The sequence below is a fragment of the Mesorhizobium sp. EU05-FHT14A09 genome (assembly GCF_058790995.1).
The window spans coordinates 179,987-203,927 of the sequence record NZ_JBYTDF010000005.1 but is presented as its reverse complement, the minus strand read 5'-3'; the positions used below and the strand labels follow the sequence as shown (position 1 = coordinate 203,927).

General features: G+C 61.0%; 21 protein-coding genes, 1 tRNA gene and 1 pseudogene. 11 read left to right on the top strand and 12 right to left on the bottom strand.

Annotated elements, in window-relative coordinates; translation table 11 throughout:
* Positions 1-351 precede the first annotated feature (351 nt).
* Entirely contained in the window at positions 352-1,197 is an 846-nt protein-coding gene (locus AC3WTO_RS18955) for an EamA family transporter (protein WP_492462376.1), read from the top strand.
* A 15-nt stretch (positions 1,198-1,212) separates the two neighbouring features.
* On the opposite strand, the gene AC3WTO_RS18950 is transcribed toward AC3WTO_RS18955, so the two are convergent.
* The 5 genes from AC3WTO_RS18950 to AC3WTO_RS18930 all read right to left on the bottom strand — a co-directional run bounded on the left by AC3WTO_RS18950 (position 1,213) and on the right by AC3WTO_RS18930 (position 5,778).
* Positions 1,213-1,530 (bottom strand): Dabb family protein, encoded by a 318-nt coding sequence (locus AC3WTO_RS18950; protein ID WP_492462374.1) that lies wholly within the window; start codon positions 1,528-1,530, stop codon positions 1,213-1,215.
* A gap of 7 nt (positions 1,531-1,537) precedes the next feature.
* Positions 1,538-2,653 carry an ABC transporter ATP-binding protein gene (locus AC3WTO_RS18945; protein WP_492462372.1) on the bottom strand — a complete coding sequence of 372 codons (1,116 nt, stop codon included), beginning with the start codon at positions 2,651-2,653 and terminating at the stop codon, positions 1,538-1,540.
* A 5-nt stretch (positions 2,654-2,658) separates the two neighbouring features.
* Positions 2,659-3,540 carry a carbohydrate ABC transporter permease gene (locus AC3WTO_RS18940; RefSeq protein WP_492462370.1) on the bottom strand — a complete coding sequence of 294 codons (882 nt, stop codon included), beginning with the start codon at positions 3,538-3,540 and terminating at the stop codon, positions 2,659-2,661.
* A complete protein-coding gene (locus AC3WTO_RS18935) occupies positions 3,537-4,454 on the bottom strand; it encodes a carbohydrate ABC transporter permease (protein WP_492462368.1) in 918 nt (305 codons plus the stop codon). The genes AC3WTO_RS18940 and AC3WTO_RS18935 overlap by 4 nt, the downstream gene beginning before the upstream one ends.
* 64 nt (positions 4,455-4,518) lie before the next feature.
* Positions 4,519-5,778: an ABC transporter substrate-binding protein gene (locus AC3WTO_RS18930; RefSeq protein ID WP_492462366.1), complete on the bottom strand. Its 1,260-nt coding sequence runs from the start codon at positions 5,776-5,778 to the stop codon at positions 4,519-4,521.
* A gap of 452 nt (positions 5,779-6,230) precedes the next feature.
* On the opposite strand from AC3WTO_RS18930, the gene AC3WTO_RS18925 reads away from it, so the two are divergent.
* The 6 genes from AC3WTO_RS18925 (at position 6,231) to AC3WTO_RS18900 (ending at position 13,629) form a co-directional block, all read left to right on the top strand.
* Positions 6,231-7,181 carry a GlxA family transcriptional regulator gene (locus AC3WTO_RS18925; RefSeq protein WP_492462364.1) on the top strand — a complete coding sequence of 317 codons (951 nt, stop codon included), beginning with the start codon at positions 6,231-6,233 and terminating at the stop codon, positions 7,179-7,181.
* Positions 7,182-7,369: 188 nt separating this feature from the next.
* A complete protein-coding gene (locus tag AC3WTO_RS18920; RefSeq protein WP_492462361.1) occupies positions 7,370-8,674 on the top strand; it encodes a M24 family metallopeptidase in 1,305 nt (434 codons plus the stop codon).
* A complete protein-coding gene (locus AC3WTO_RS18915) occupies positions 8,674-9,354 on the top strand; it encodes an isochorismatase family protein (RefSeq protein ID WP_492462359.1) in 681 nt (226 codons plus the stop codon). Before AC3WTO_RS18920 ends, AC3WTO_RS18915 begins: the two co-directional genes overlap by 1 nt.
* Positions 9,355-9,381: 27 nt before the next feature.
* Positions 9,382-10,329: an alpha/beta hydrolase fold domain-containing protein gene (locus AC3WTO_RS18910; protein ID WP_492462357.1), complete on the top strand. Its 948-nt coding sequence runs from the start codon at positions 9,382-9,384 to the stop codon at positions 10,327-10,329.
* 174 nt (positions 10,330-10,503) lie between these two features.
* Positions 10,504-12,141, top strand: a complete 1,638-nt coding sequence (locus AC3WTO_RS18905; protein WP_492462759.1) for an ABC transporter substrate-binding protein — start codon at positions 10,504-10,506, stop codon at positions 12,139-12,141.
* Between the two features lie 306 nt (positions 12,142-12,447).
* Positions 12,448-13,629, top strand: coding sequence for a glycosyltransferase family 87 protein (locus AC3WTO_RS18900; protein ID WP_492462355.1), 1,182 nt, complete (start codon positions 12,448-12,450; stop codon positions 13,627-13,629).
* Between the two features lie 45 nt (positions 13,630-13,674).
* On the opposite strand, the gene AC3WTO_RS18895 is transcribed toward AC3WTO_RS18900, so the two are convergent.
* Positions 13,675-13,923, bottom strand: coding sequence for a DUF1127 domain-containing protein (locus AC3WTO_RS18895; protein ID WP_492462353.1), 249 nt, complete (start codon positions 13,921-13,923; stop codon positions 13,675-13,677).
* Between the two features lie 186 nt (positions 13,924-14,109).
* Between AC3WTO_RS18895 and AC3WTO_RS18890 the strand changes: the two genes are divergently transcribed.
* Complete coding sequence (locus tag AC3WTO_RS18890; RefSeq protein ID WP_492462351.1) at positions 14,110-15,021, top strand: agmatinase; 912 nt, start codon at positions 14,110-14,112, stop codon at positions 15,019-15,021.
* 46 nt (positions 15,022-15,067) lie between these two features.
* Here AC3WTO_RS18890 and AC3WTO_RS18885 read toward each other — a convergent pair whose 3' ends face one another.
* Positions 15,068-16,945: a M14 family metallopeptidase gene (locus tag AC3WTO_RS18885; protein WP_492462349.1), complete on the bottom strand. Its 1,878-nt coding sequence runs from the start codon at positions 16,943-16,945 to the stop codon at positions 15,068-15,070.
* A 218-nt stretch (positions 16,946-17,163) separates the two neighbouring features.
* Here AC3WTO_RS18885 and AC3WTO_RS18880 point away from each other — a divergent pair, with 218 nt between their 5' ends.
* Positions 17,164-18,678 carry a winged helix-turn-helix domain-containing tetratricopeptide repeat protein gene (locus tag AC3WTO_RS18880; RefSeq protein WP_492462347.1) on the top strand — a complete coding sequence of 505 codons (1,515 nt, stop codon included), beginning with the start codon at positions 17,164-17,166 and terminating at the stop codon, positions 18,676-18,678.
* 50 nt (positions 18,679-18,728) lie between these two features.
* Here AC3WTO_RS18880 and AC3WTO_RS18875 read toward each other — a convergent pair whose 3' ends face one another.
* Positions 18,729-19,142 (bottom strand): GFA family protein, encoded by a 414-nt coding sequence (locus AC3WTO_RS18875; protein WP_492462345.1) that lies wholly within the window; start codon positions 19,140-19,142, stop codon positions 18,729-18,731.
* A gap of 565 nt (positions 19,143-19,707) precedes the next feature.
* Between AC3WTO_RS18875 and AC3WTO_RS18870 the strand changes: the two genes are divergently transcribed.
* On the top strand, positions 19,708-21,045 hold the full coding sequence (locus AC3WTO_RS18870) for a hypothetical protein (protein WP_492462343.1): 1,338 nt from the start codon (positions 19,708-19,710) through the stop codon (positions 21,043-21,045).
* Here AC3WTO_RS18870 and AC3WTO_RS18865 read toward each other — a convergent pair.
* From AC3WTO_RS18865 to cpdR, 4 genes and pseudogenes are all read right to left on the bottom strand, one after another.
* Positions 21,002-21,193, bottom strand: a pseudogene (locus AC3WTO_RS18865) (GFA family protein); the annotation flags it as partial. The gene AC3WTO_RS18870 and the pseudogene AC3WTO_RS18865 sit on opposite strands and share 44 nt — an antisense overlap.
* Before the next feature lie 61 nt (positions 21,194-21,254).
* Complete coding sequence (locus AC3WTO_RS18860) at positions 21,255-21,782, bottom strand: hypothetical protein (protein WP_492462341.1); 528 nt, start codon at positions 21,780-21,782, stop codon at positions 21,255-21,257.
* Positions 21,783-21,990: 208 nt separating this feature from the next.
* Positions 21,991-22,065, bottom strand: a tRNA-Val gene (locus AC3WTO_RS18855).
* A gap of 241 nt (positions 22,066-22,306) precedes the next feature.
* A complete protein-coding gene (cpdR, locus tag AC3WTO_RS18850) occupies positions 22,307-22,669 on the bottom strand; it encodes a cell cycle two-component system response regulator CpdR (protein ID WP_018429348.1) in 363 nt (120 codons plus the stop codon).
* 195 nt (positions 22,670-22,864) lie between these two features.
* Between cpdR and AC3WTO_RS18845 the strand changes: the two genes are divergently transcribed.
* Positions 22,865-23,773, top strand: coding sequence for an N-formylglutamate amidohydrolase (locus tag AC3WTO_RS18845; RefSeq protein ID WP_492462338.1), 909 nt, complete (start codon positions 22,865-22,867; stop codon positions 23,771-23,773).
* The last annotated feature ends 168 nt before the right edge of the window (positions 23,774-23,941 follow it).

Here is a 23,941-nt window from a genome sequence, read left to right as displayed (position 1 = left end):
GGTGCATGCCGGCCGTTTCGCCGCGCCCAGACGGAGGATCTTGGGCGCGAGCCGCCGATCCCTCACTCCTTCTGAAGAAATCCCACCGGTTTCATCTCACCGGCGTCTGCGATCGCATGCCGTTCGAAGCGAGGGCAGGCCTTCCCGCATGTCGGTTTCGCCGCGCTTTGCGTTCTTCTGGTCCAAAATCTTATGTGCCGGCTGTCCATTGCGGCGGGCCGCGCAAAGGCGTATTTCCCAGCGTAAGAGATGAGCCGGGTAACGAATTTTCGTCCTGATCGTATATTCGGCCACATGCCGGCGCCCCCGAAATGAAGTCGGGCGTATGGCCTGAAATGGGGTCGGATACGAATGAGTCTAACCGTCTTCCTCGCCGTGCTGGCCGCTGCTGCCATGCATGCAAGCTGGAATGCGATGGTGAAGGTGCATCCCGACCGTTTTCTCTCGGTAACGGTGCTGACGTTGGGCATGGCGTCGATGGCGCTGCTGGCAGTGCCTTTCGTCGAAGTTCCCAAGGCCGAAGTGTGGCCATGGATCCTCGCCTCGACCATGTTCCACATGGGTTACAAGCTTTGCCTGATAGGCGCCTACAAGTCCGGCGATCTCGCCCAGACCTATCCGCTGGCGCGAGGCACCGCGCCCTTGCTTGCGGCCATCGGCGGCATCTTCTTGGTGTCGGAGGTGCCTGGGCCGCTATCGATCATCGGGATCGTGCTGCTGTGCGCCGGCACGCTGGTGATGTCGTTTCGTGGCGGCGGTCATCTGGAGAAACTCAATCGACACGCCGTCAGCTTTGCACTCGCCACCTCGGTTTTCATCGCCAGCTACACCTTGTCCGATGGCAGCGGAGCACGGCTGGCGGCGAGTGCCTCGAGTTATGCCGTCTATCTGTTCCTGGCAGACGGCATCTGGTCGCTGATCCTGTGCCTGGCCGTGCGGGGGCCTCAGTCGCTGCCCGCGATGGCGCGCGACTGGAAGGTCGGCGTCATCACAGGGGGGCTGAGCGGCGCGGCCTATTGGATCGTGATGTGGGCGATGACCAAGGCACCGATCGCTTCCGTGGCATCCCTGCGCGAAAGCTCGATCCTGTTCGCCATGCTGATCTCCGTCTTCGCGCTGGGCGAGAAGATGACGGTGTGGCGCAGCGCTGCCGCCTTTGGCATCGTTGCCGGCGTCGTGGCTTTGCGGCTCGGCTGAGCCTTCCACTCCAGCTCAGCCTCCGCCGATATCCAGATCGAACACCATCAATCCGTCGGTGCCGGCCTCGAGTGCCGCGACCAGACGGGCACCGGCTTGCTGGTGCGCTTCGTGCACCAGATAGGCGTCGCGGGCGGCGGCATCGACGAAATCGATGGTGAAGCCATGTGTGAAGCCACGGGCGAAAGGCTCCGGGCTGACATTACCGTTGAAGTGCACGGCGCCCATGCCGCCAATCACGCCGCGCAGCGCGGAGAGATCGGCATGAATGGCCGATCGTTCCGCTTCGGGAATGTCGTCGCGGAATTTCACGAAAACACAGTGGCGGATCATGGCGTGTTCACGCGATCCTCTCCTGGGTCGCCGGATCGAAGAACACTGCCTTGGTCAGGTTGAAGGTCAGCGGAGCGGTGGCACCGGGCTTGATGCGCGCGTCGGCACGCAGGCGAGCGACCACTCCCTTGCCGCCGAGATTGGTGACGGCGAAGGTGTCGGAACCGGCAGGCTCGACCACCTCTATGTGGCAATCGGTCGTCACCAGATGCTTGGCATTGCGGTCCGCGCCGTCGGGATCGGTCAGGGCTTCCGGGCGGATGCCGAACACCACCTCCTTGCCGCGATAGGCGGCAAGTGCGTTCGACGCGCCGTTGAGCTCCAGCGATACAGGTGTCGAACCGGCGCGGGCCAGCTCGACGGTGGCTTCGCTGCCGCTCTGGCCGATGGTAGCAGGCACAAGGTTCATGGCCGGAGAGCCCATGAAGTCGGCGACGAACATGTTGACCGGATTGTTGTAGATCTCGGCAGGCGTGCCGAACTGCTGCAGGATGCCGTCCTTGAGGACCGCGATCTTGGTCGCCAGCGTCATGGCCTCGATCTGGTCGTGGGTGACATAGACGATGGTCGTCTTCATGCGCTGGTGCAGGCGCTTGATCTCGGTGCGCATGTCGATGCGCAGCTTGGCGTCGAGGTTGGACAGCGGTTCGTCGAACAGGAAGACCTGCGGCTTGCGCACCAGAGCGCGGCCCATGGCGACGCGCTGGCGCTGGCCGCCGGAGAGCTGGCTGGGCTTGCGGTCGAGCAGGTGACTGATCTGCAGGAGCTGCGCCACCTCGGAAATCGCCTTGTCACGTTCGGGCTTGGCGACGCCGCGGATCTCCATGCCGAAGCCGATGTTCTCGCCGACCGTCATGTTGGGATAGAGCGCGTAGGACTGGAACACCATGGCGATATCGCGTTTCGACGGATGCAATTCGTTGACGCGTTTGCCGGCGATGCGGATCTCGCCGCTGGTGATCTGCTCCAGGCCCGCAATGGTGTTGAGCAAGGTGGATTTGCCGCAACCGGACGGGCCGACCAGCACGAGGAAGCCGCCTTCCTCGATACCCAGCGTGACGCCCTTCAGGATCCTGGTCGAGCCGAAGGACTTTTCGAGGTTGTCGATCTCAAGAAAGGACATTGTGTTCAGCCTTTCACGGCACCGGCCATCAGGCCGCGCACGAAATAGCGTCCGGAGACGATGTAGACGATGAGGGTGGGGAGCGCCGCCAGGATCGCGCCCGCGAAATGGACATTGTACTCCTTCACGCCGGTCGAGGAGTTGACCAGGTTGTTCAGCGCCACCGTTATCGGAATGGAGTCGACGCTGGAGAAGGATGATCCGAACAGGAAATCGTTCCAGATGTTGGTGAACTGCCAGATCACGGTCACCACGATGATCGGTCCCGATGAGGGCAGGAGGATACGCCGGAAAATCTGGAAGAAGGAAGCCCCGTCGATCTGCGCGGCGCGCACCAGCTCCGTCGGGAAGGCTTCGTAGTAGTTGCGGAAGAACAGCGTGGTGAAACCGAGACCGTAGATGGCGTGGATAAGGACCAGGCCGGGCACCGTGCCGGCGAGACCCAGCAAGCCGAGGATGCGGGCAGAAGGGATCAGCACGATCTGGAAGGGGATGAAGCAGGCGAGCAGCATCATGCCGAAGACGATGTTGTCGCCCTTGAAGCGCCATTTGGTCAGGACATAGCCGTTCAGTGCGCCCAGCACCGTCGAGATCGCCACCGCCGGCACCACCATCAGCACGGAATTCAGGAAATAAGGCTTCAGGCCGGTCGGCGAGACGCCGATCTGCGCCGTCGACCAGGCGGACAGCCAGGGCGCGATGGTCCATTGCTGCGGCAGCGCCAGCATGTTGCCCTGACGGATCTCATCGAGCGGTTTGAGTGAATTCACCACCATGACGTAGAGCGGCAGCAGGTAGTAGACCGCAAACAGGATCAGCAGCACATAGATCAGCGCGCGGACGACAATGCCGTTGCGGGTGGCAACGTCTTGCGAGGGGGCGCTCATTGCTTCTTCCCCCCGAGTTCGGAGTAGAGATAGGGCACGATGATGGCGAAGATCATCATCATCATCACGATCGCGGAAGCCGCACCCATGCCCATTTCGTTGCGGCCGAAGGTGAATTTCTGCATGAACAATGCCGGCGTCCAGGTCGCGGTTCCTGGGCCGCCGTCGGTCATGGCCACCACGAGGTCGTAGGACTTGATAGCGAGGTGTGCGAGCACGACGAAGGCCGACAGGAATACCGGGCGCATCAGCGGGATGATGATGCGGCGGTAGATGGTCAAGGTGGAGGCGCCATCGATCTGGGCCGCCTTGATGATCTCGTTGTCGACCCCGCGCAGTCCGGCAAGGAACATTGCCATGACGAAACCCGACGACTGCCAGACGGCGGCAATGACGATGGTGTATATCGCCATCTTGCCGTCCTTTATCCAGCGGAACGAGAAGCTTTCCCAGCCGATCGACTGCATGACATGCTCAAGGCCGATGCCGGGGTCGAGGAACCATTTCCAGGCAACGCCGGTGACGATGAAAGACAGCGCCATCGGGTAAAGATAGATGGGCCTGAGCACGCCTTCGCCGCGGATCTTCTGGTCGAGGAAGATGGCGAGTGCGAGCCCGATCACCGAGCAGATGACGATGTAGAGAATGGAGAAGATGGCGAGATTCTTCAGCGCCACGATCCAGTTTGGATGGTTGAACAGGCGCACATAGTTGCCGAAACCGACCCAGGTCGAAAAATCGGGCAGCAGCTTCGAGCCTGAGAACGACAGCACGGCCGTAAACAGGATGAAGCCGTAGACGAAGATCAGGATCACCGCAAAGCTCGGTGCCAGAACGATCTTCGGCAACAGGTCCTGCAGGGTGGCGCGCGGATTTGCTGCGGCGTTGCGCGCGGTCACGGTGGCGTTGGCCATGGTTCGCCTCGGTTTGAAAAAACGGTGCCCCGGCCGGAGCCGGGGCACGAGGATTCAAGCTCTATCAGCCCTTGGCAGCGGCAACGGCCTCGACCAGGGCGGCGGCTGCGGCCTTGGAGTCCAGTTCGCCGTTGAAGTGGCGGGTGATCACGTCATACATGGCGTTCTTCACCGCTGCCGGCACGGCGTAGCCATGCGCCATCGAACCGAAAAGCTTGCCGGACGAGTTGGCTTCGGCCAGGTCCTTGATGCCTTTCTTGCCGCAATCGTCGAAAGCGGTGTCCGGCACGTCGGTGCGCGCCGGCACCGAGCCCTTCACCACGTTGAACGACGACTGGAAGTCGGGGCTCTCGATGTCGGACGCCATGGTGAGCTGCGCCGCCTTCTTGTCGTCGCCGACCTTGAACATCATGAACATGTCGGAGTTGAAGGTGACAGCCCCCTGAGTGCCGGGGAAGCGGATGCAGACAAAGTCCGAACCGGGCTTCTGGCCGGCCTTGAGGAATTCGCCCTTGGCCCAGTCACCCATCATCTGCATGCCGGCCTTGCCCTCGATGACCATGGCCGAGGCCAGGTTCCAGTCACGACCGGAGAAGTCCTTGTCGACATAACTCTTGAGCTTGGCCATGCGATCGAAGGCTTCGACCATCTTCTCGCCACCAAGGGCGGCGGGATCGTTGTCGATCATCGAAGCCTTGTAGAAGTCGGTGCCAAGCGACAGCACGACGGCGTCGAAGATGGTGGCATCCTGCCAGGCCTGGCCGCCATGGGCGAGCGGCGTGATGCCGTTTGCCTTCATCTTGTCGAGCATGGCGACCAGCTCGTCCCAGTTCTCCGGTGCCTTGCCGCCGGCGGCGTCGAGCGCTTTCTTGGAGATCCAGACCCAGTTGGTCGAGTGCACGTTGACCGGCGCCGCGATCCACTTGCCGTCATGCTTGGCGAAGTTCTGCAGCGCGGTCGGGACCACCTTGTCCCAGCCTTCCTTGTCAGCCACTTCGCCGAGATCGCCGACGACGCCCTGCTTGGCCCAGTCGGTGATGTCGAAGCCGAGAGCCTGCACGGCGGTCGGAGGATCGCCGGCGGTGACGCGGGCGCGCAGTGCGGTCATGGCCGCTTCGCCGCCACCACCAGCCACCGGCATGTCCTTCCAGGTGACGCCCTGGCTTTCGAGCTTCTTCTTCAGAACGTCGAGCGCGGCGGCCTCACCACCTGAGGTCCACCAATGCAGCACTTCGACCGAGCCGCCAGCGGCATAGGTCGACGCGGCATAGCCGGCGGTGAGCGCCGAGCCGAGCATCGTTCCGATAAGCAGTTTGCGCAACATGAACTTCCTCCCTTGTTGCTGTCATATGACCGGCTGTCGCCGGTTACCTCCCAACCCGGCCCGCACTGTACGGTGCATGGCCGCGATGAAACCTGAATGTCCTTCTCCGATGCTGTTCCACGGCCTGTGCCTTTACCGGCCGGCCATCCCGATGCGCCCTCCCGATCGCTTCAGGATGTCTGGAACGTTGTGAAATCCGCTCGATCGCAAGCATCGGCCGGAATTATTCACGGAGTATGATCAATTCCGAAATGGCTGGCAAGAGCAGCATTTCATCATTCTCACCGGATGCGTCATCAGGCGCTTTGCTTCGCCAGCAAACATCGCCATCACCTGACGCAGGGATGGGTCTGGCGACAGGGGATTGACTTCGACGCGCCCAGTAATTTCTCATCGCGCGTGAGGTGTCGTCGACGCCCGACAAGAACCGCAGCCCCGCCAAGATCATATCGATGGCTAGCAACGCGCCGATTACTTTCGCCGTCCTGGTGTTCCCGCAGTTTCCGATGATGGCGTTCAGTTCGATCGTCGAGCCGCTGCGCGCGGCCAACGCTCTGGCGAAGAAGGAATGTTATCGCTGGATCATCGTGGGCGCCGACCGCGGACCGGTCGAAGCGTCCAATGGCGTCGTCATACAGCCCGGTTTCGCGGCAACCGCCAGTCCGAAAGCCGACCGTATCGTGGTCTGTTCTGGTGGCAATGCCGACAACCTCGTCGCATCCGACGCCATCAGCTGGATCCGCAAAAGCCTGCGCGGCGGCACGCATCTCGGCGCGGTGGCCGATGCAGCTTTCTTCCTTGCGCGGGCCGGCCTGCTCGACGGCCATGCCTGTACCCTGCACTGGACGAGCCAGGCCGCCTTCACGGAAGCATTTCCCGAGATCGACCTGCGACGTGACCTCTATGTCATAGACCGCAGGCGTTTTACCTCCGCGGGCGGCGTCGGCAGCCTGGACATGATGCTTGAGATCATTGCCGGCGATTATGGCGCTGAACTCGCCGCCGGCGTTGCCGAGTGGTTCGTGCACAGCCCGTTGCGATCGAGCGTCGATCGCAAGCTGATGCCGCTGCGGCTGCGCACCGGTGTGCGCAATGAACTGGTGCTGTCGGCCATCGCCATCATGGAAGACGCCGTCGAGGAGCGGCTTGCCATGGCCGATCTGGCGCAGCGGCTGGGCGTATCGCCGGATCGGCTGGAGCGCAGCTTTCGCAGCGAGCTTTCAGCCTCGCCGAACAGCTATTATCGCCGGCTGCGCCTGAAACGCGCCGCCGATCTGCTGGCGCATTCGACGCTTGCGGTGCGGGATGTCTCACTAGCCTGCGGCTTCGCTTCCATGTCGAGCTTTGCCCGCGCCTTTCGCGAACAATACGGCCATACGCCGAAGGCGGCACGCCGATACTAATGAGCGGAGTACTGCACGATCATTGCGGCTTTCCGCACAATTCCAATTTGCGGTTTGGCTCATTGTCCGAGGCTTCAGAGCAATTCCAGGAAAAGTGCGTAGCGGTTTTCCGTCCAGAATTGCGTAAAAACAAAGAGTTAGAGCGTTTCCGCGTTTCCGAAAATCGGAAACGCTCTTGGGAGCCAGGCATGAGCATTGTGGTTTTCGACCCCGACAGCACCGAAGATGTCGATTTCAAGGACCGCATGCGCCACCCGGCGACCGCGGATCCTGCCGGTGGCATGTGGCTTTCCGACACCGAGCCTTCCTTCATCGATGCGGTGGCGCTGAGAAAGGAACGGCTCGAACGGCTGCGCAGCTGGATGCGTGAAGCTGGGTATGGCGCCGTGGTGCTGTTCGACCCGTACAACCAGCGCTACGCCACGGGCTCGCGCAACATGTTCGGCTACTTCCTGCGCAACTCGACCCGCTACTTCTTCATCCCGACCGAAGGACCGATCGTGCTGTTCGAATATCCGCAGAGCTATCATGTCTCCATGGTGCTCGACACGGTCGACGAGGCGAGGCCCTCGAAACTGGTATGGTCCTCGGTCTCCGGCCGTGACGACGAGACGGCGGGGCCGTTCGCCGACGAGATCGCCGATCTCCTGAAAATGCACGGCGGCGGTTCGATGAAGCTCGGCCTGGATCGCTGCAGCCACCTGCAGGCGCTGGCGTTGCAGAAACGCGGCTGCGAGGTGAAGGATTGCCAGGGCGAGATTCTGGCCGTGCGTGCGATCAAGACGCCGCAGGAAGTGAAATGCCTCGTCGCCTCGATGGCTGGCGCAGAGGCCGCCGTCGCGGCGGTGCGCGAAGCGATCAAGCCCGGTGTCGCCGAGAACGAGCTCTTCGCCATCATGTATCATGAAGTGATCCGGCAGGGCGGCGAGTTCATCGAGACGCGGCTTTTGACGTCCGGCCAGCGCACCAACCCGTGGTTCAACGAGGCAAGCGGTCGCAAGGTACGGCCCGGTGAGCTGGTGGCGCTCGATACCGATACGATCGGTTGCTACGGCTACTATTCGGATTTCTCCCGCACCTTCCGCTGCGGGCCGGGCAAGCCGAGCGACTACCAGAAGATGCTCTACCGCATGGCCCATGACCAAGTGCAGCACAACATCTCGATCGTGAAACCGGGCATGGCGTTCCGGGAGATCGCCGAGAAGGCCTGGAAGATCCCGGACCGTTTCGTCGACCAGCGCTACACCTCGGTGATGCACGGGGTCGGCATGCATGGCGAGACGCCGTTCATCGCACATTCCATGGACTATGAAACCTATGGCCGCGACGGGATCATGCAGCCGGGCATGGTGGTTTCGGTCGAGAGCTATATCGGCGAGAAAGGCGGGCGCGAGGGCGTCAAGCTGGAGGACGAAATGCTGATCACCGAAACGGGGACGGAGTTGCTGTCTCGCTTTCCCTACGAGGACGAATTCCTCGAGGGCCATGCCTGATGAAGGCGCCCGTTTCGATCCGGCGCGGTACGGCAGCGGCCGTCTTCATCGACCTGCAGGAAGAGCACCGCAAGGACAGTCGCTATCTGGTCGAAGGCTTTTCCAATCTGCTTGCCAATGTCCAGCGATTACAGGCCGCGGCGCGGGCAAATGGCGTGTCGCTCTATCATTGGGCCTACATCGTCGATCTCGACACGCAGGAGCGGCCGTTCCATCCCCTCGATGGAAACGGCAAATCGGCTTTTTCCGGCAAGGGCGATCCGCTGACGGCGATCTGCGCCGAGGTGGCGCCGGGTGACGGCGAGACGCTGCTGATCAAGGCGCATGCCAGTGCCTTCCGTGCGGCCGAGACCGTCGAGCTCCTGAAGGCAAGGGGCATCGAATGGCTGATCGTTGCCGGGGTCTGGACCGAGGCCTGCATCGACGCCACGGTGCGGGACGCAGTGACCGCCGGCTTTCGCGTGCTGCTGGTCAAGGACGCCTGCGGCAGCGGCAGCGCCGCCATGCATCAGACGGCGGTCCTCAACCTTGCCAACCGCCTCTATGGCGGCGCGGTGGCCGACACAGACTCGGCATGCCGGCTGATGGCCGGGGAGGTCGTTGCGGCCTGGCAGGTCGAGGGCTCTGTGCCGATGCGCTTTACCTATGAAAATGCGGCGGAACTCTACGAGGCCCTGTGACGAGACGCCGAACTGGACCTTGAGACGATGGAGCGCGGGAAATACGCGGCACTGCTCGACCCGGAATACTGGGCCTATATCGACACGGTGAACGCCAGATATCTCCCCACCGCTGTCGACATGCCTGTCGAGCGGGAGCGTGTCCTTTATGACGAGATGGCGGCCGCCTTCCATACGGGTCGTCCTGCCGGGGTCGAAACCGAGGATGGCGCGATCACGTTGGCCGATCGCATCATCCCGTTTCGCCGTTACCGGCTGGATGGCCGCTCGCCGCGGGCGGCCATCCTCTATTTCCATGGCGGCGGGTTCGTGTTCGGCGGACTGGACAGCCATGATGATGTCTGCGCCGATTTTTGCGACGCGACCGGCTTTGCGGTGATCTCGGTCGACTACCGCCTGGCACCGGAACACCTGCATCCCGCTGCCTTCGAAGACGCCGTCGTTGCCTTCGACTGGCTTACGGCAGGCTGCGAACTGCCGATCGTGTTGTGTGGCGAGAGCGCCGGCGGCAACCTGGCCGCCGCCGTGGCCCATGCGGCGCGGGGCCGGGCAAGACCGGCCATTGGCCAGGTGCTGATCTATCCGAGCCTTGGCGGCGATCCCGCGGCGGGATCTTATCTCGAGCATGCCGAGGCGCCGCTGCTATCGACGGCGGACCTCGATTTCTACAGGCAGGTGCGCACCGGCCATGCGGCGCGACCAGGCGACGCGACGCTGGAACCACTCCGGGACAGCAATTTTGCAGGACTGCCGCCGACGGTGATCGTCACCGCCGAATGCGACCCGCTGGCGTCGGACGGAAAAAGCTATTGCGACCGCATCCTCGCCAGCGGCGGCATGGCAGCGTGGCTCAATGAGGGGCGCCTCACGCACAGTTTCCTGCGCGCCCGCCGGAGCGCCAAGCGAGCGGGCGAGGCGATGGCCGATATCGTGGCGGCGCTTGCAGCACTGGGCGAGGGCCGCTGGCCATACTGACCCGCCGGCGGCTCATCCTCGCAGTCCTTGCGCTCGACAGGTTGCGGAACAGCGCACAAGATTTGCGGGGAATGGAACAGTCCCGATCCCGCCACGAACTTATTCTTCGTCCCAGCAAGAACGCCCGGCATCAAAGCCATCCAACAAGCCGGGGTCAGGCAGGGGAGAGCCATGATCAAGCTGATGTTGACCGACCGGCCGCTGCACCCGCGCGCCGAGCCGACGGCGAACGACTTCAGGAAAGGCGCGATGAACCGGCGCGAGTATCTCGCCGCCATGGCGGCGCTTGGTGTCAGTGCTGCCGGCGCCTTCGCGCTCGGCGGGATCGCGCCGACACCCGCCCGCGCCGAAGAACCGAAGAAGGGCGGGGTGCTGAAGGTCGCCATGAACGTCAAGGGGTTCAAGGATCCGCGGACTTTCGACGGTGTCGAGATGTCGAACATCGCGCGCCACTGCAATGAATATCTGGTGCGATGGAACCGCGATTTCAGCTTCGAGCCCTGGCTGCTGGAAGCCTGGGAGATGAGCGATGATGCCAGGACGCTGACGTTGAAGCTGCGCAAAGGCATCAGCTGGTCGAACGGCGATGCCTTCAACGCCGACGACGTCATCCACAATCTGAACCGCTGGTGCGAGGCCGATGTCGCCGGCAATTCACTGGCCGCGCGCATGGGGGCGCTGGTCGACACCAACTCCAAGAAGGCTGTCGCCGGCGGTATCGAACGTGTCGACGACCATACCGTGCGTCTCAACCTGCCGAAGCCGGATATCTCGCTGATCGCCGGCATGGCCGACTATCCGGGCCTGATCATGCACCGCTCCTATCAGGGCGACGGCGATCCGAAGAAGGCGCTGGCCATCACCACCGGCCCGTTCGAACTGGTCAACTGGGATGCCGAGACCGGTGCCGAGGTCAAGCGCAAGGAGACGTGGTGGAAGGGCGAGATTCATCTCGATGGCATCAGGTGGATCGACTACGGCTCGGACCCGAGCCCGATGCTGTCTGCATTCGAATCCGGCGAGATCGACACCAACCACGAGACCTCGGCCGATATCCTGTCGCAGACCGAGGCGATCGGGCTCGGCCAATCCGAGATCGCGACCGGCTCGACGATCGTGGCGCGCTTCAACGTCAACAACGCGCCCTATGACGACGTCAAGGTGCGGCGCGCGGCGCAGCTGGCCGTCGACAACAGCGCGGTGCTGAAGATCGCGCTCGACGATCGCGGCAAGCCGGCCGACAACCACCATGTCGGGCCGATGCATCCCGAATATGCCGATATCGGCCCTGCCGTGCGCAAGGTCGACGAAGCGAAGGCGCTGCTCAAGGAAGCCGGTAAAGGCGATCACGAGTTCGACCTGATCTCGGTCGATGTCGAGTGGCAGAAGTCGTCCGGCGATGCGATCGCGGCGCAGATGCGCGATGCCGGCCTCAAGGTGAAACGTACCGTGTTGCCGGCCGCCACCTTCTGGAACGACTGGAGCAAATATCCCTTCTCCTGCACGGAGTGGCTCGGGCGGCCGCTCGGCGTGCAGGTGCTGGCGCTTGCCTATCGCTCCGGCGCCGCTTGGAACGAAAGCGCCTATTCGAACCGGGAATTCGACGAGCTGCTCGACAAGGCGCTGGCCATGCCGGAGGCGAAACAGCGGCAGGAGGTGATGGGCAAGATCGAACAGAACCTGCGCGATGCCGGCATCATCATCCAGCCCTACTGGCGCTCGGTCTACCGCAGCTTCCGCACCGGCGTGCACAATTGCGAACAGCATCAAGCGCTTGAGCAGCATTTCGAAAAGGTATGGCTGGAAAGCTAGAGCATTTTTTAGCCAAGTGGAATCACTTGGCGTTGCGAAAATGCGGCGAAAACAACACCTGGAGCGTTTCCGCGTTTCCGTGAAAAACGGAACCACTCCAGAGGCTGCGAAGCCGGTGCGAGACGTCACAAAACTCCCATGAAAGATGATGTAGGAGCGCTGCGCGGAAAGCGCTCCCATCGATTGCCACGACGCTGAAGGCGGCTGGACCAATAAGGGATCGATGGACACCCTAAAGTTGCCGATGTTAGCGGCGCATTAGGCGTTGCGCATGTATGCTTCGTGCGCTGGGGTTTGGGGTCGATCGTGCAGTCTTTGAAAGTGCTTTATGAGCGCAGCGGGTTCCTGCTGTGGCTTCTCACCGTTGTGACTGCAGTCTGCCTAGCAGCCCTCAAACCGCAATCACATTCCGTGCTGCCGGCCTATGAGTTCGGAACGGCAATGTTCCATCAGGGCCGGCCGCTCTACGATCTGAACAGCGCGATGGGGTATCTGTACACGCCGGCATTCGCCGCGCTCTACACGCCTTTCGCCTGGCTCGGATCAGAAGCGGGCGGGATCTTGTGGCGGCTTCTCGGCGTCAGCCTGCTGACTTTTGCGATCATCAGGCAGGCCCGCATCTTAGACCAGGCCAAGGCGGTCGAGATTGCGTCACTTGCCTTCTTCCTGGCCATTCCGCTGTCGCTCGGTGCCATTCGCAACGGACAGGCCACCGTGTTGCTGACGGCGGCCTGCTGGCTGCTGACCCTATCGGCCTTGGGCAATCGTCGGGCCGAGACCGTGTTCTGGGCGCTGCTGGCCCTCATTGCCAAGCCGACCGCGATCGTCGTGGTTCTGCTGGTCGGTGCCCTGCGGTTGCGGCTCGTTCCTTTCCTTCTTCTGGCGATCGGATTGGTTTTCGCAATTCCCTATGCTTTCGCGCCTACGGACTATGTGAACGCGCAGCATGCCGAGTTCTTCAAGCTGCTGACCTCGATGGGAGCAAACAAATCCGGGACCTTCGAGGCCGCCGACTTCACCGGGCTGCTCACGGCGCTGGATATTTCGGTGCCGGCTGGCGTGACCATCGTGCTGCGGATGATGGCGGGTGGTGCGGTGTTGCTCGCCTCGCTGTGGCTGCTCCGCAAGGATGACCGCCGGCTGAGTGCGTTCACCGTCTTCCTTCTGGCAGCTTATTACATGACCGTTTTCAACCCCAGGGTCGAATCCAATACCTACGTCATGCTCGTTGCGCCGACCGCGCTTGCGCTTTCCCTGATGAGGACCAGAAACGAGACCTGGAACCTCCCGCTGGTCTTAGGTGCTATCGTGTTTATGTGCGGATGGACGGGCATAGACCGCAACCTGCATGCCGCGTTGAACCCATGGTTCAAGCCGCTGGTGATGACACTGGTTCTGGTGCCGGTGTTCCATTGGCTGTACCGGCAGGTCTCAGCCAATGCGTATCGTCGTCCGGCAATCGCGTTTTCACGGACCAATGTGGGATAGCCATCGAATGCCATGGTAGGTTTTGCCTGCCAGCCTCGGCATTCGCTATCGTTGCCAGAAGGGCAATCTGGCGATCTCTTCCTCGACCTGCTCTTTCGTCAGACCGATGTCATCGATCAGGTAGGGCATGTCCTTGGCCAGTCGCTTGAGTTCCCGGCGAAAATGCGTGCGCTGCTGCCAGGCTGCAATCTCGTCTAGCAGCTTGCTCAGCCCGTAGCGCCGGCGCTCGGCCTTTCTGATGGCCGATCCCTCATGTTTTGCCGGAGCTCGGTCGATGCAAAGGGTGTCATGCATGGCAACCTCCATACGGTGGAGGGCACGGCCCTCGTTCGCAATGAGGCTGAATTCTGCCGGATGCGGCGAGCGTCGTAATTAAGGGCGCCCAAATAGTTCTCAAAACTTCCAAATGGGCTAGTTTGCCGTCGCGAACGCTTCGACCTCGTACGACTTCAGCGCAATTGGCATCACAGCGATAGAGACATGTCCGCTTCATCAACCTTTCTTGGCCTTCCCGATCGGCTCGCTGACGGCAGCACGCCCCGCATCGTCATCTTCAGCGCCGGTCATGGCAGCACCTATCCCGGCAAGGACAGCAGCGGTTACGTCGCAGCCGCTGATGCCATCCGCGCCGCCAGCCAGGACGACGCCGCGTTTGTGGAACATTGGGATTTCGATATCGGCGGCCCGCTGTTCGAGGGCAGGCCGGTCTGCTGCGTCGATACCGGCGACATCGCAACAACGATGCATGACAATGCCGGCAACCGCGCCCGGATCGAGGCGAAGACGCGCGAGATCCTGGCGCAGCCGGCGGTGCCGATCCTGCTTGGCGGCGACGATTCCGTGGTCATCCCTTTCCTGGCCGGCTTTGCCGGGCACGGACCGGTCTGGATCCTGCAGATCGATGCGCATATCGACTGGCGAGACGAGGTGCTTGGCGAGCGCTTCGGCTATTCGAGCCCGATGCGCCGGGCGAGCGAGATGCCGCATGTCGCCGGCATGGTGCAGATTGGCCTGCGCAGCGTCGGCAGCGCGCGGCTGAACGAAATCGAAGCGGCGCGGCGCTACGGCAGCTGTTTCGTGACTGCGCGCGAGGTGCATGAGGCGGGCACCGCCGCTGCCTTGCGGCATATTCCCGAGGGCGCGCAGGTGGTCGTCACCCTCGACTGCGACGGGCTTGATCCCTCGATCATGCCGGGCGTGGCGGCACGCACGCCGGGCGGCCTCACTTACACCCAGGTGATCGACCTGATCGCGGGTGTTGGCCGACGCGCCAGGATCGCCGGGTTCGACCTTGTCGAATTCTATCCTCCGGCCGACATCGTTGGGCTGACAGCGGAAACCGCGTCGCGCCTTCTCGTCAATGCGATCGGAACCATCGTCAGGCAGGCATGAGTTTGCGAGACCCATTCGGGTCTCGCAAACTGCGTTCTTCGCTCAATCAGTTCGGGACTTCGCGCGCGACCGGATACAAGAGGTAGCGACTGTCGTAATAGGGCGTGCGCTCATAAAACCAGGCCAGCCGGGCGTCTCCATCGGCTGCGAATTTGGGATCGGCTGCCAGCTTGGCCTCGAACTCGCGCTTCAGCGCGGGGTCGTTGGCAAGCATCCGCTCGGCGAGCGGAGCGATGACGTAGCCTTCGACATATTCGGTGCGCTGGAGAATACCCGGGAAATAGTTCCAGGCGAGCAGGGAGTCGCTGCTTTTGGCTTCCAGCAATGCGGCGGCAAGCAGCCCAAGCGGCTGGTTTGCGGGTACGCGCACCGAGCCGGCCGGAAGCGTTTCTTCCCGGCGGACCGGCTCGAATTTCGCTGTGAGCGGGATGTGGCCTTCACTGGCGGCGCCGAGCTTCGGATCGACGAGACGTGTCCTTTCCAACGTCAGGCGGCGTGGCGAAGCTGTCGTCTCGAAAGCGATGCCATGCAGTTTCAACCGCTCGATAACCTGCGCTTCCGACGGCGGCACCCACCAGGCTGTCGGCAGCGTGACCTCGACGTCCGGCTCTTCGCCGAACACGGGCATGCGTTGACGGATCGGCTTGCCCAGCCAACGCACTTCGTCGCGGCCCGATGCTGGCGAGCGATAGGTTTCGTGCGCAACACCAAGGAAATCGTCGAGCGTGTAGAGCGGCGTTTCGCGGCTCTTCCATCGCAGCACCGCGGTTTTCGGCCGCGTGGCGCGATCTTCGTCGATCGCGCCGCGCAATGCCGTACCTTCCTCGCCGAGCAGCCTGAGTGCGGCCTCGACAAAGACATAGGTGCCGAGCACGCGCTGGCGGTAGGGTTTGAGGGAATGGGTCTCCAGCAGCACGGTCGGCAGCCGCCGATAATCGCCATAGCCCGTCGAAAACCGCGGCGTGTCGGCCTCATGCAGAATGCCTTTGTCGGGCGCGCTGTTGTCGACCGCGCTCACATAATAGCCGGGGATGTGCCCGTTCTTGGTGAGCGCGCCGTCTACCTGCGAGCGGAAGCGCGTGTCGAGCCACCGGCCAATGGCCGGCGATTTCGCGTAGTAGCCACGCCAACCCGAAAAAGAATAGGTGATGTCGTATTGGTAGTCGGTGCCATCGGTGACGTGCAGATCGAGATAGAGCGCCGGGTCGATGCGCTGGATAAGCGCGATCATCGAATGCATCTCGGGCGAGTCGACTTTGAGGTAGTCGCGGTTCAGGTTGAAATTCTGCGCGGTGGTGCGCCAGCCTTGCGATTGGGGGCCGCGCTGATTGGGGCGGCTGTAAGCTGAGGAGCGCTCGTGTCCGTCGGCGTTGAAGATGGGGACGAAAACGAGGTCGGCCTTGTCGAGCAGGGTGTCCTTGCCCTTGAGGGCGATGTCACGCAGCAGCATCAGGCCCGCATCCTTGCCGTCGATTTCGCCGGAATGGATGCCCGCCTGCGCGAGAAGGACGGGCTTGCCGCCATCGCCCTTGCGCGCACGCACGAAATAGAGGTCCCGGCCTTCCGCCGTCTTGCCGAAATTCTCGATCGACAGCAGCGGCGATGCCGCAACCAGCCGCTCCACAAAGGCGCGCGTCGCCGCATAATCGGGGGTCTCGACGAAGTCGCTGCTCTCGATAGGCGTAACCCAGGGATCGTCTTTGGCGACGATCAGCTTTTCGCTGGCGCCAGACCAGGGCAATGCCGGCGGCAACGGTGCCGCCTCGAAGGTTTCCTGCGCTGCGGCGACAGCAGCCAGGGGCGTGCCGGCGGTGAGTAGCAGCACCAGGCGGAGAACGTGCATGGCAGAAGTCTTGGTTCTGGCGTTCCGGCTGATGGCGCGCCATGCCTTCATGGCCGGTATCGCGGGGGGAGTATCGTTCATCGCAACCTCCAGATGGTTGAGGATCCGGCCCCCCGACCAGAAACAGGAAGAGTGCGAAAGGTACGAACGGGATCGTAATTTAGCCATCCCAAATATTTCCGAAAACCACCAAAGGGCTAGATCATTTTGCCAGTCTGGTTTCGGCAAGCGGTGGCGTTTCTCTCAAGTCACCGCTGCAGCTGTTTCCGAACGCAAGGGAAACGGTCTATAGATCGCTCATGCAGGGAGCGCGCTTCACTTTTGGTCCGTTTGTGCTTGATCCGGACGTGGGAACGCTCACCCGCAACGGTGTTCCCGTTGCCATCGGCTATCGCGGGGTGAAGCTGCTGTCAGCACTCGTCGAACGGTCTGGGGACATCCTGGCCAAGGCGGAGCTGATGGATGCGGCCTGGCCGGACATGGCCGTCGAGGAAGGCAATCTCACCGTCCAGATCGCGCAGATTCGCAAGCTGCTAGGCCCACTCGGCGATGCGGGCAACGGCGATTGGATCGCCACGGTTCCGCGTGTCGGCTACCGCTTCACGGGCATCGTCGAGCAGCGCGATGACACGCAGCGCAGACCTTCGCCGCTGCCAGGAAAACCCTCCATTGCCGTGCTACCCTTCGTCAATGTCAGCAACGATCCCGAGCAGGAAGCCTTCGCGGACGGTTTGGCGGAAGACCTGATCACCGACCTGTCCAGAATTTCCGGGCTGTTCGTCATCGCGCGCAACTCGGCCTTTGCCTACAAGGGAAAGGCGACGGATGTGCGCGCGATCGCACAGGATCTCGGCGTGCGCTACCTGCTGGAAGGCAGCGCGCGCCGGGCGGCGGGTCGCGTGCGCATCAACGCTCAACTCGTCGACGCGGTGAGTGGCGAGCATCTTTGGGCAGAACGCTTCGACCGCAGTTTCGAAGATATCTTTGCCGTCCAGGACGAGGTCACAGCCAAGATCGTCGAAGCTTTGCTCGGGCGGCTGCGCGCACCGCAGCCACGCTACCAGTCAAAGAATGCGGAGGCCCTAGACCTCTGTATGCGGGCACGCAAGCTGATGGATGATTCTCCGCAGATGGCGCGGGAAGTGCATGTGATGCTGACACGCGCAGTTTCGCTCGACCCGGAATACGCCGAGGCCTATCGCTGGCTGGCCATGAACCATTGGATGGGGTGGGTGCACTGGGGTGGGCCAACGGAAGCCAATCGTAATGTTGCCCTGGAATTGGCGCACAAGGCCGTGGAGATCGATCCCGATGATGCCGGCTGTCGATGGGTGCTGGCTTACCTGTTGGCCTATGAGCGCGACTTCACGCGGGCGGACGTGGAATTTGCCAAGGCGGTCGAACTCGACCCAGGCGACGCCGACATATGGATGGCGCTGTCCGATATCGCGGTGCTCGCCGGGCGGGTCGAAGAAGGCCTCGAGCACATCCGCAAGGCTTTCCGGCTGAACCCGTTTCCGACGAGCGGCTACTATCTGACACTCGGCCAGGCACAGTATGCGTCCAGGAACTACGAGGCGGCTATCGAGACCCTGCGCCGCGATGAAACCTATCGCACGAGTTCGCGCCGTTTCCTGGCGGCCAGCCTGGCCCAACTGGGCCGGCTCGATGAAGCGCGCGTGGAAGTCGAACTGTTTCTGGTTGGCAACCCGCACTTCACGACAGGACACTGGGCTTCGACGGAACCATTTCGCGACGCCGCAACGCTGGAGCACTTTGTCGACGGCTTCCGCAAGGCCGGGCTTCCGGAGTGATGCGGCCGATCTGAGCCGATCACCTGGTCACGGAATGTAGCTTCGGCCGGTCAGCGGTTGCCCACGAATTGGTCGGCTCCGGAGAGGACATGCAGCCAAGGCTCACGGCGCGGTGTCCAGAGTTCATATTGCGGGACGAGACCGGACGGCGCTTCATCGAGCGTGCCGGCCATGATTTCGGCCTCGGTGTCGCTGAGCGCGAACACCTGGCCGCCGCATGCCGGGCAGAAGCTGCGGTCTTTATAGCGCGACGTCTGCCCTTCGCACCTGAACGCGACCAACGGCCAGATCCCATAGAAGGTGAAGGCCGAGCCACTTGTGCGCCTGCAGTCGGTGCAATGGCAGATGCCGGCGCGCAACGGCTCCCCCGATACGGAATAGCGGACCTTGCCGCACGCGCAGCCGCCCAAGCGTTTTGTGGTCAAAACTGCGGTCTCCTGTTCGATGGCGGGATACGCTCGCATCTCGGCACGCCTGCCGCTACCTTAGTGTTCAATTTCATAGATACAGCAACGGTAAAGGCGTATTTGATGAATTCTTCTTTTGATAATGTCAAAACAACGACGATTATGTAAGAAAGCAGGTTTATTTCTCTGATCAAAATTATGTATAGGTAATTCGAAATAATTCAGCGATTGGAGTTTCCGGGCTCGGTGTCTGCGGTGCATTTCTTGTGCAGATTTAATTGTGTGCCGACTTCCCAGTCGAGCATTTTCGAATTCTATCGACAGAGAATATGACGATGAATATTGAAAGGTAATTCATAAATAATTCTTTAAAAATCCAAATTAATAACGGTAAAACCCTCGTTTATAATTCAGCTTTCTTTAGAAATATAAGTATTATTCAGATCAAATAAAAGATGAAATTGCTATATGCGCGATCTCTAAATTGAGTTATTTCGAATAATTCTGCCTCATGGCTGCAGGATTTTGATCTGGCATCCACCATTGTGCAATATATTTTGATAGTCTTGCGATTTTTGAAAACGAGGCATAAAAGCCAAGCTGGTATCGAGGATTTTGCTTTATGACCTTTGCAAGCAGCGAAGAAGGTTCCCTAGGGGCGGATAGTCGGCTTGCTGGCCTGCTATATCTGGTCCTTTTTCCTGCGTTTTTTGCGTACCATCTCCTGGCCGCACTGGGTGCGATACCACTTTTCATGGGCGCGTGGTGGGGATTGTCTACCCTGCTATGCTTGGTTGTTCTTGGTTTCTTCGCATGCAAAAAAGCGATAACTCGCGGACCGTGGCTCATTCACGGGTCGGTGGGGGTTCTGTTTGCTGGCGTGGCCGGCTACGCGCTCTATTATCGCTTTTTCGGCCATGCATGGCAGCAAGATCAGGAGATGTTCACAGGGTCGGTCAAGTTGTTGATTGCCTGGGGTGGCCTCTACTGTGTGGGATTTTTGATCGAGTACGATCAGCGATTGCAGAAGGCTACAGCTGTTTCCCTGGGCGGTATGGCTTTGGCGGCGTTCCTGCTCATTGATCCGTTGGATTTCTCATTCATCCCAACGGAATGGGCTGGCGTTCAGCCTGGTGTCGCTGGCTACCAGTGGTTTAGTCAGGCGGTTTTGTTCACCGGTATCTTGTCACTTAGTTTTGCCAAGCGGTTGCCCGGGCAAATCGTTACACTGGCCGTGATGGATGCCACGCTGTTCCTTACGGCATCGAGAGCCGATCTCATTGCCGCTACGGCGGTTACGATGGGTTGGTTTGTCATCCAGATATTTCGCCGCCGTTTTCTCGACATTATCCCAGCTGCGTTTGCATTGGGCGTAACTGCGGCTCTCGTGTCAGTCTATCCGGCTGCCTACATCGCGATCGAAAAAGCTGGACCTGCGATGTTCGACTACCTGACACCAAAGAGTGGATCAAAAGACGCCGCAAATCGTACAAGGACCGAGACGATCCAGCGCTATGCCGAGCTTGGCGACCTATCCAATTCTCCGTCGATGCTGGAGCGCAACAAATACTTCTGGAGCGGGTGGGAGGCGATCGAAAAGTCGCCGCTAGCGGGAGACTATGGCGGTCAAATCAGAGATCACGGCAAATATGGCGCATACATGCACAACGCTCTGGGTGTGTGGAGGGACTACGGAATACTTGCCTTTGTGATTTTCTCCTTGCTGACCATAGCGGTGCCTATAATGGCGCTATGGAAGGTTCTTTGGGAGGGATCCGATGATCCGCTCTGGATGTTGGCCCTGTACGCTGGTGGTGTCATCCTTGTTTCGGCGTTGGCTGTAAAATCAGTCTATTGGCCACTACCAGCATTTGGCTGGGGACTGCTCGCCGCCAACATCGTTAGAGAGAAATCGAGAAGTTACAGTCTTTATAAAGCGACGTCTGCCCTTCGCACCTGAACGCGACCAACGGCCAGATGCCATAGAATGTGAAGGCCGAGCCACTTGTGCAGTCGGTGCAATGGCAGATGCCGACGCGCAACGGCTCGCCCTATACGGAATAGCGGACCTTGCCGCACGCGCAGCCGCCCAGGCGTTTTGTGGTCATCGGTACGGTTTCCCATTCGATGACGCGATGCACTCGCGTTATCCGCGTGTTGCTGCGTCTTTCATTCCGCCCGAAGCTGCTTCTGCAGGGCGACACAGGCTTTCGCCCATGAGGCCAGTTTGCTGCCGTCGCCCTTCTGCGGCGCCAGAAGGAGGCGCTTTCCGGCAATCAGCAGGGATGCCGCTTCGGAGCTCTTGTCGGTAATCGCCGCAAAGAGCTCATCGGAGGAGTCGAAGCTGACGGTTGCCGTCCAGCCGCCATCCAGTTCGTTGCGATCGGCCCGCACCGAGTTGATAGGCAGGTCGACAGAGCGGTCGACCAGTTTCAGCTGCGCACTCACCTGTCCACCGGTGCCGACGATCAGCGACGACACCATCTTGTCGACATCGTCGGCAATCACTGTGAGTTGGGGCTCACCCCGTGACGCCTTCTCGCAAGAAAGGCTGTGAGACAGGCACTCTGACGTTTCCTCCTCCGAGCAAGGGCTGACGAGCAACGATTGCTGGCTGTCCTGTTGCACGAAGTATGAGAACAGCTTTTCCGCATTGGCGGATGTTGATGACAACATCGCAAACAGCACGACCGCCAAGCCTGTCCTGAGCATCTTGTCTCCCCCCGTTTGTGCAACTCTACCGCATCGCGAATTTTGTTGCACGCCTGGCTGATATCGTCGGCGAAGGGATTATTTGCTGCGAACCTTTTCTTGCAGCAGCCGTGTAGTTTCGTCCGCAATTGCACAAGCAAATTCGATCTTCCTCGGGAAGACATTTGGCAAGTGACATAAGGAAGGGTTCGGATGGTGGGCGTGACAGGGATTGAACCTGTGACCCCTACGATGTCAACGTAGTGCTCTCCCGCTGAGCTACACGCCCATCCGACGGGGCGCATACACCACTTTTGTTTCGGCGCGTCAATAGCGAGAACACGGAAAGAAAGCCGACATCCAAAATGTCGCGCTGATGCTTGTCTGTCCGGGGAAAACGCGGCTGTTCTGACAGCTCGCCTTTCGCGGCCAGCAGCATGATTGCGCGAAAACCCGCCGTGCCAAGTCGAATCGATGGCTGCAGAGTGTCCGCGTTCTTAAATGATCGTGATGTCTGCCGTGCCGGCCGCTTACGCGGCGTGCAGCATCTTCTCGACCTCGTTGACGAGGTCACGCAGATGGAAGGGCTTCGACAGCACCTTGGCGTCGCGCGGCGCTTTGGAATCAGGGTTCAGCGCAACGGCCGCGAAACCGGTGATGAACATCACCTTGAGATCCGGGTCGATCTCCGTGGCGCGGCGCGCGAGCTCGATCCCATCCATCTCGGGCATGACGATGTCTGTCAGCAGCAGCGAGAACGGTTCTTCGCGCAGCCGCTCATAGGCGCTGGCGCCATTGTCGAAATCACTGACCTGATAGCCGGCGCGTTCGAGCGCCTTGACCAGGAACCGGCGCATATCGTCGTCGTCTTCCGCCAGCAGAATGCGTGCCATTCTCGTCCCGTCCGAATCATCCCCAGAGATTGTGGAGGAACAATCCCGTTAACCATCCTGTATATGGAATCGCAAGGGTAAACATCAAGTGAATGATGGGCCACTGTTCGCCTGCTTCAAACCGATGGAGGTGGCCGAAACGCTGGACACGAGGTCGGCGCGGTGGCACGTTGGCGCCATGACAGACGCATTGCGATGGGTTCCCGAAATTTGACGTCGCCAGCTGAGGATTTTGCTGCCGTCCCGCCCTTCGAAATCCGATCGGGCGCAGAACAGCGCGTTCCTTTCGTTTTCAATTCTCCGCACAGCGGCCGCCACTATCCTCACCGGTTCCTGGCGATGACCAAGCTGGACCGCAGCACCATTCGCCGCTCCGAGGATTGTTATGTCGATGAGCTGTTCGGTTCGGCGATCATGCTCGGCGCGCCGATGCTGGCAGCAAATTTCCCGCGGGCCTATCTCGATGTGAACCGGGAACCGTGGGAACTCGACCCGCGCATGTTCATCGAACCGGTGCCGCCTTACTGCAATATCCGTTCGGCACGCGTAGCCGGTGGGCTCGGCACCGTGCCGAGATTGGTGGGAGAAGGGCTGGACATCTATCCCTCGCGGCTACCGATTGACGAGGCTTTCCAGCGCATCGAACGTGTCTACAAGCCCTATCACGAGACGCTGAAGCGCATGATCGCCGGCACCCATGCCCGCTTCGGCTATGCGGTGCTGATCGACTGCCATTCGATGCCTGCCAGCGTGCGCACCAGCGACCAGGGCATGCGCCCCGACTTCATCATCGGCGATCGTTTCGGCACGTCTGCCTCGGCCTTGTTGACGCAGGAGGCGATCTCCCTGCTGAGCAGCATGGGGTATTCGGTCGCCTACAACAAACCTTATGCCGGCGGTTTCATCACCGAGCACTATGGGCGGCCACTGCGCAATCTGCATGCGCTGCAGATCGAGGTGAATCGAGGGCTCTACATGAATGAGCGCACCTTCCAGAAGTCTGTGGGATTCGATCCGCTGGCCGAGGATCTGGCGCGCTTTGCGGCCGACCTGATGGCGCTGCCGGACCATCACTTCCTGGACCTGCCGGAAGCGGCGGAGTGATCGGGAAAATTCGCTAAAAAAAGACCGCATCGTGGATACGACGCGGTCGAAGTCTAGGGAGGAAACGCCCAAGGTGGGCATGGACAGGAGAACCTGTCCAACTCCGAGGTTATTGTGCGCTGCACAAAAGTCAACATGATAATTAATTCAAAATGAAATAGGAAAGGC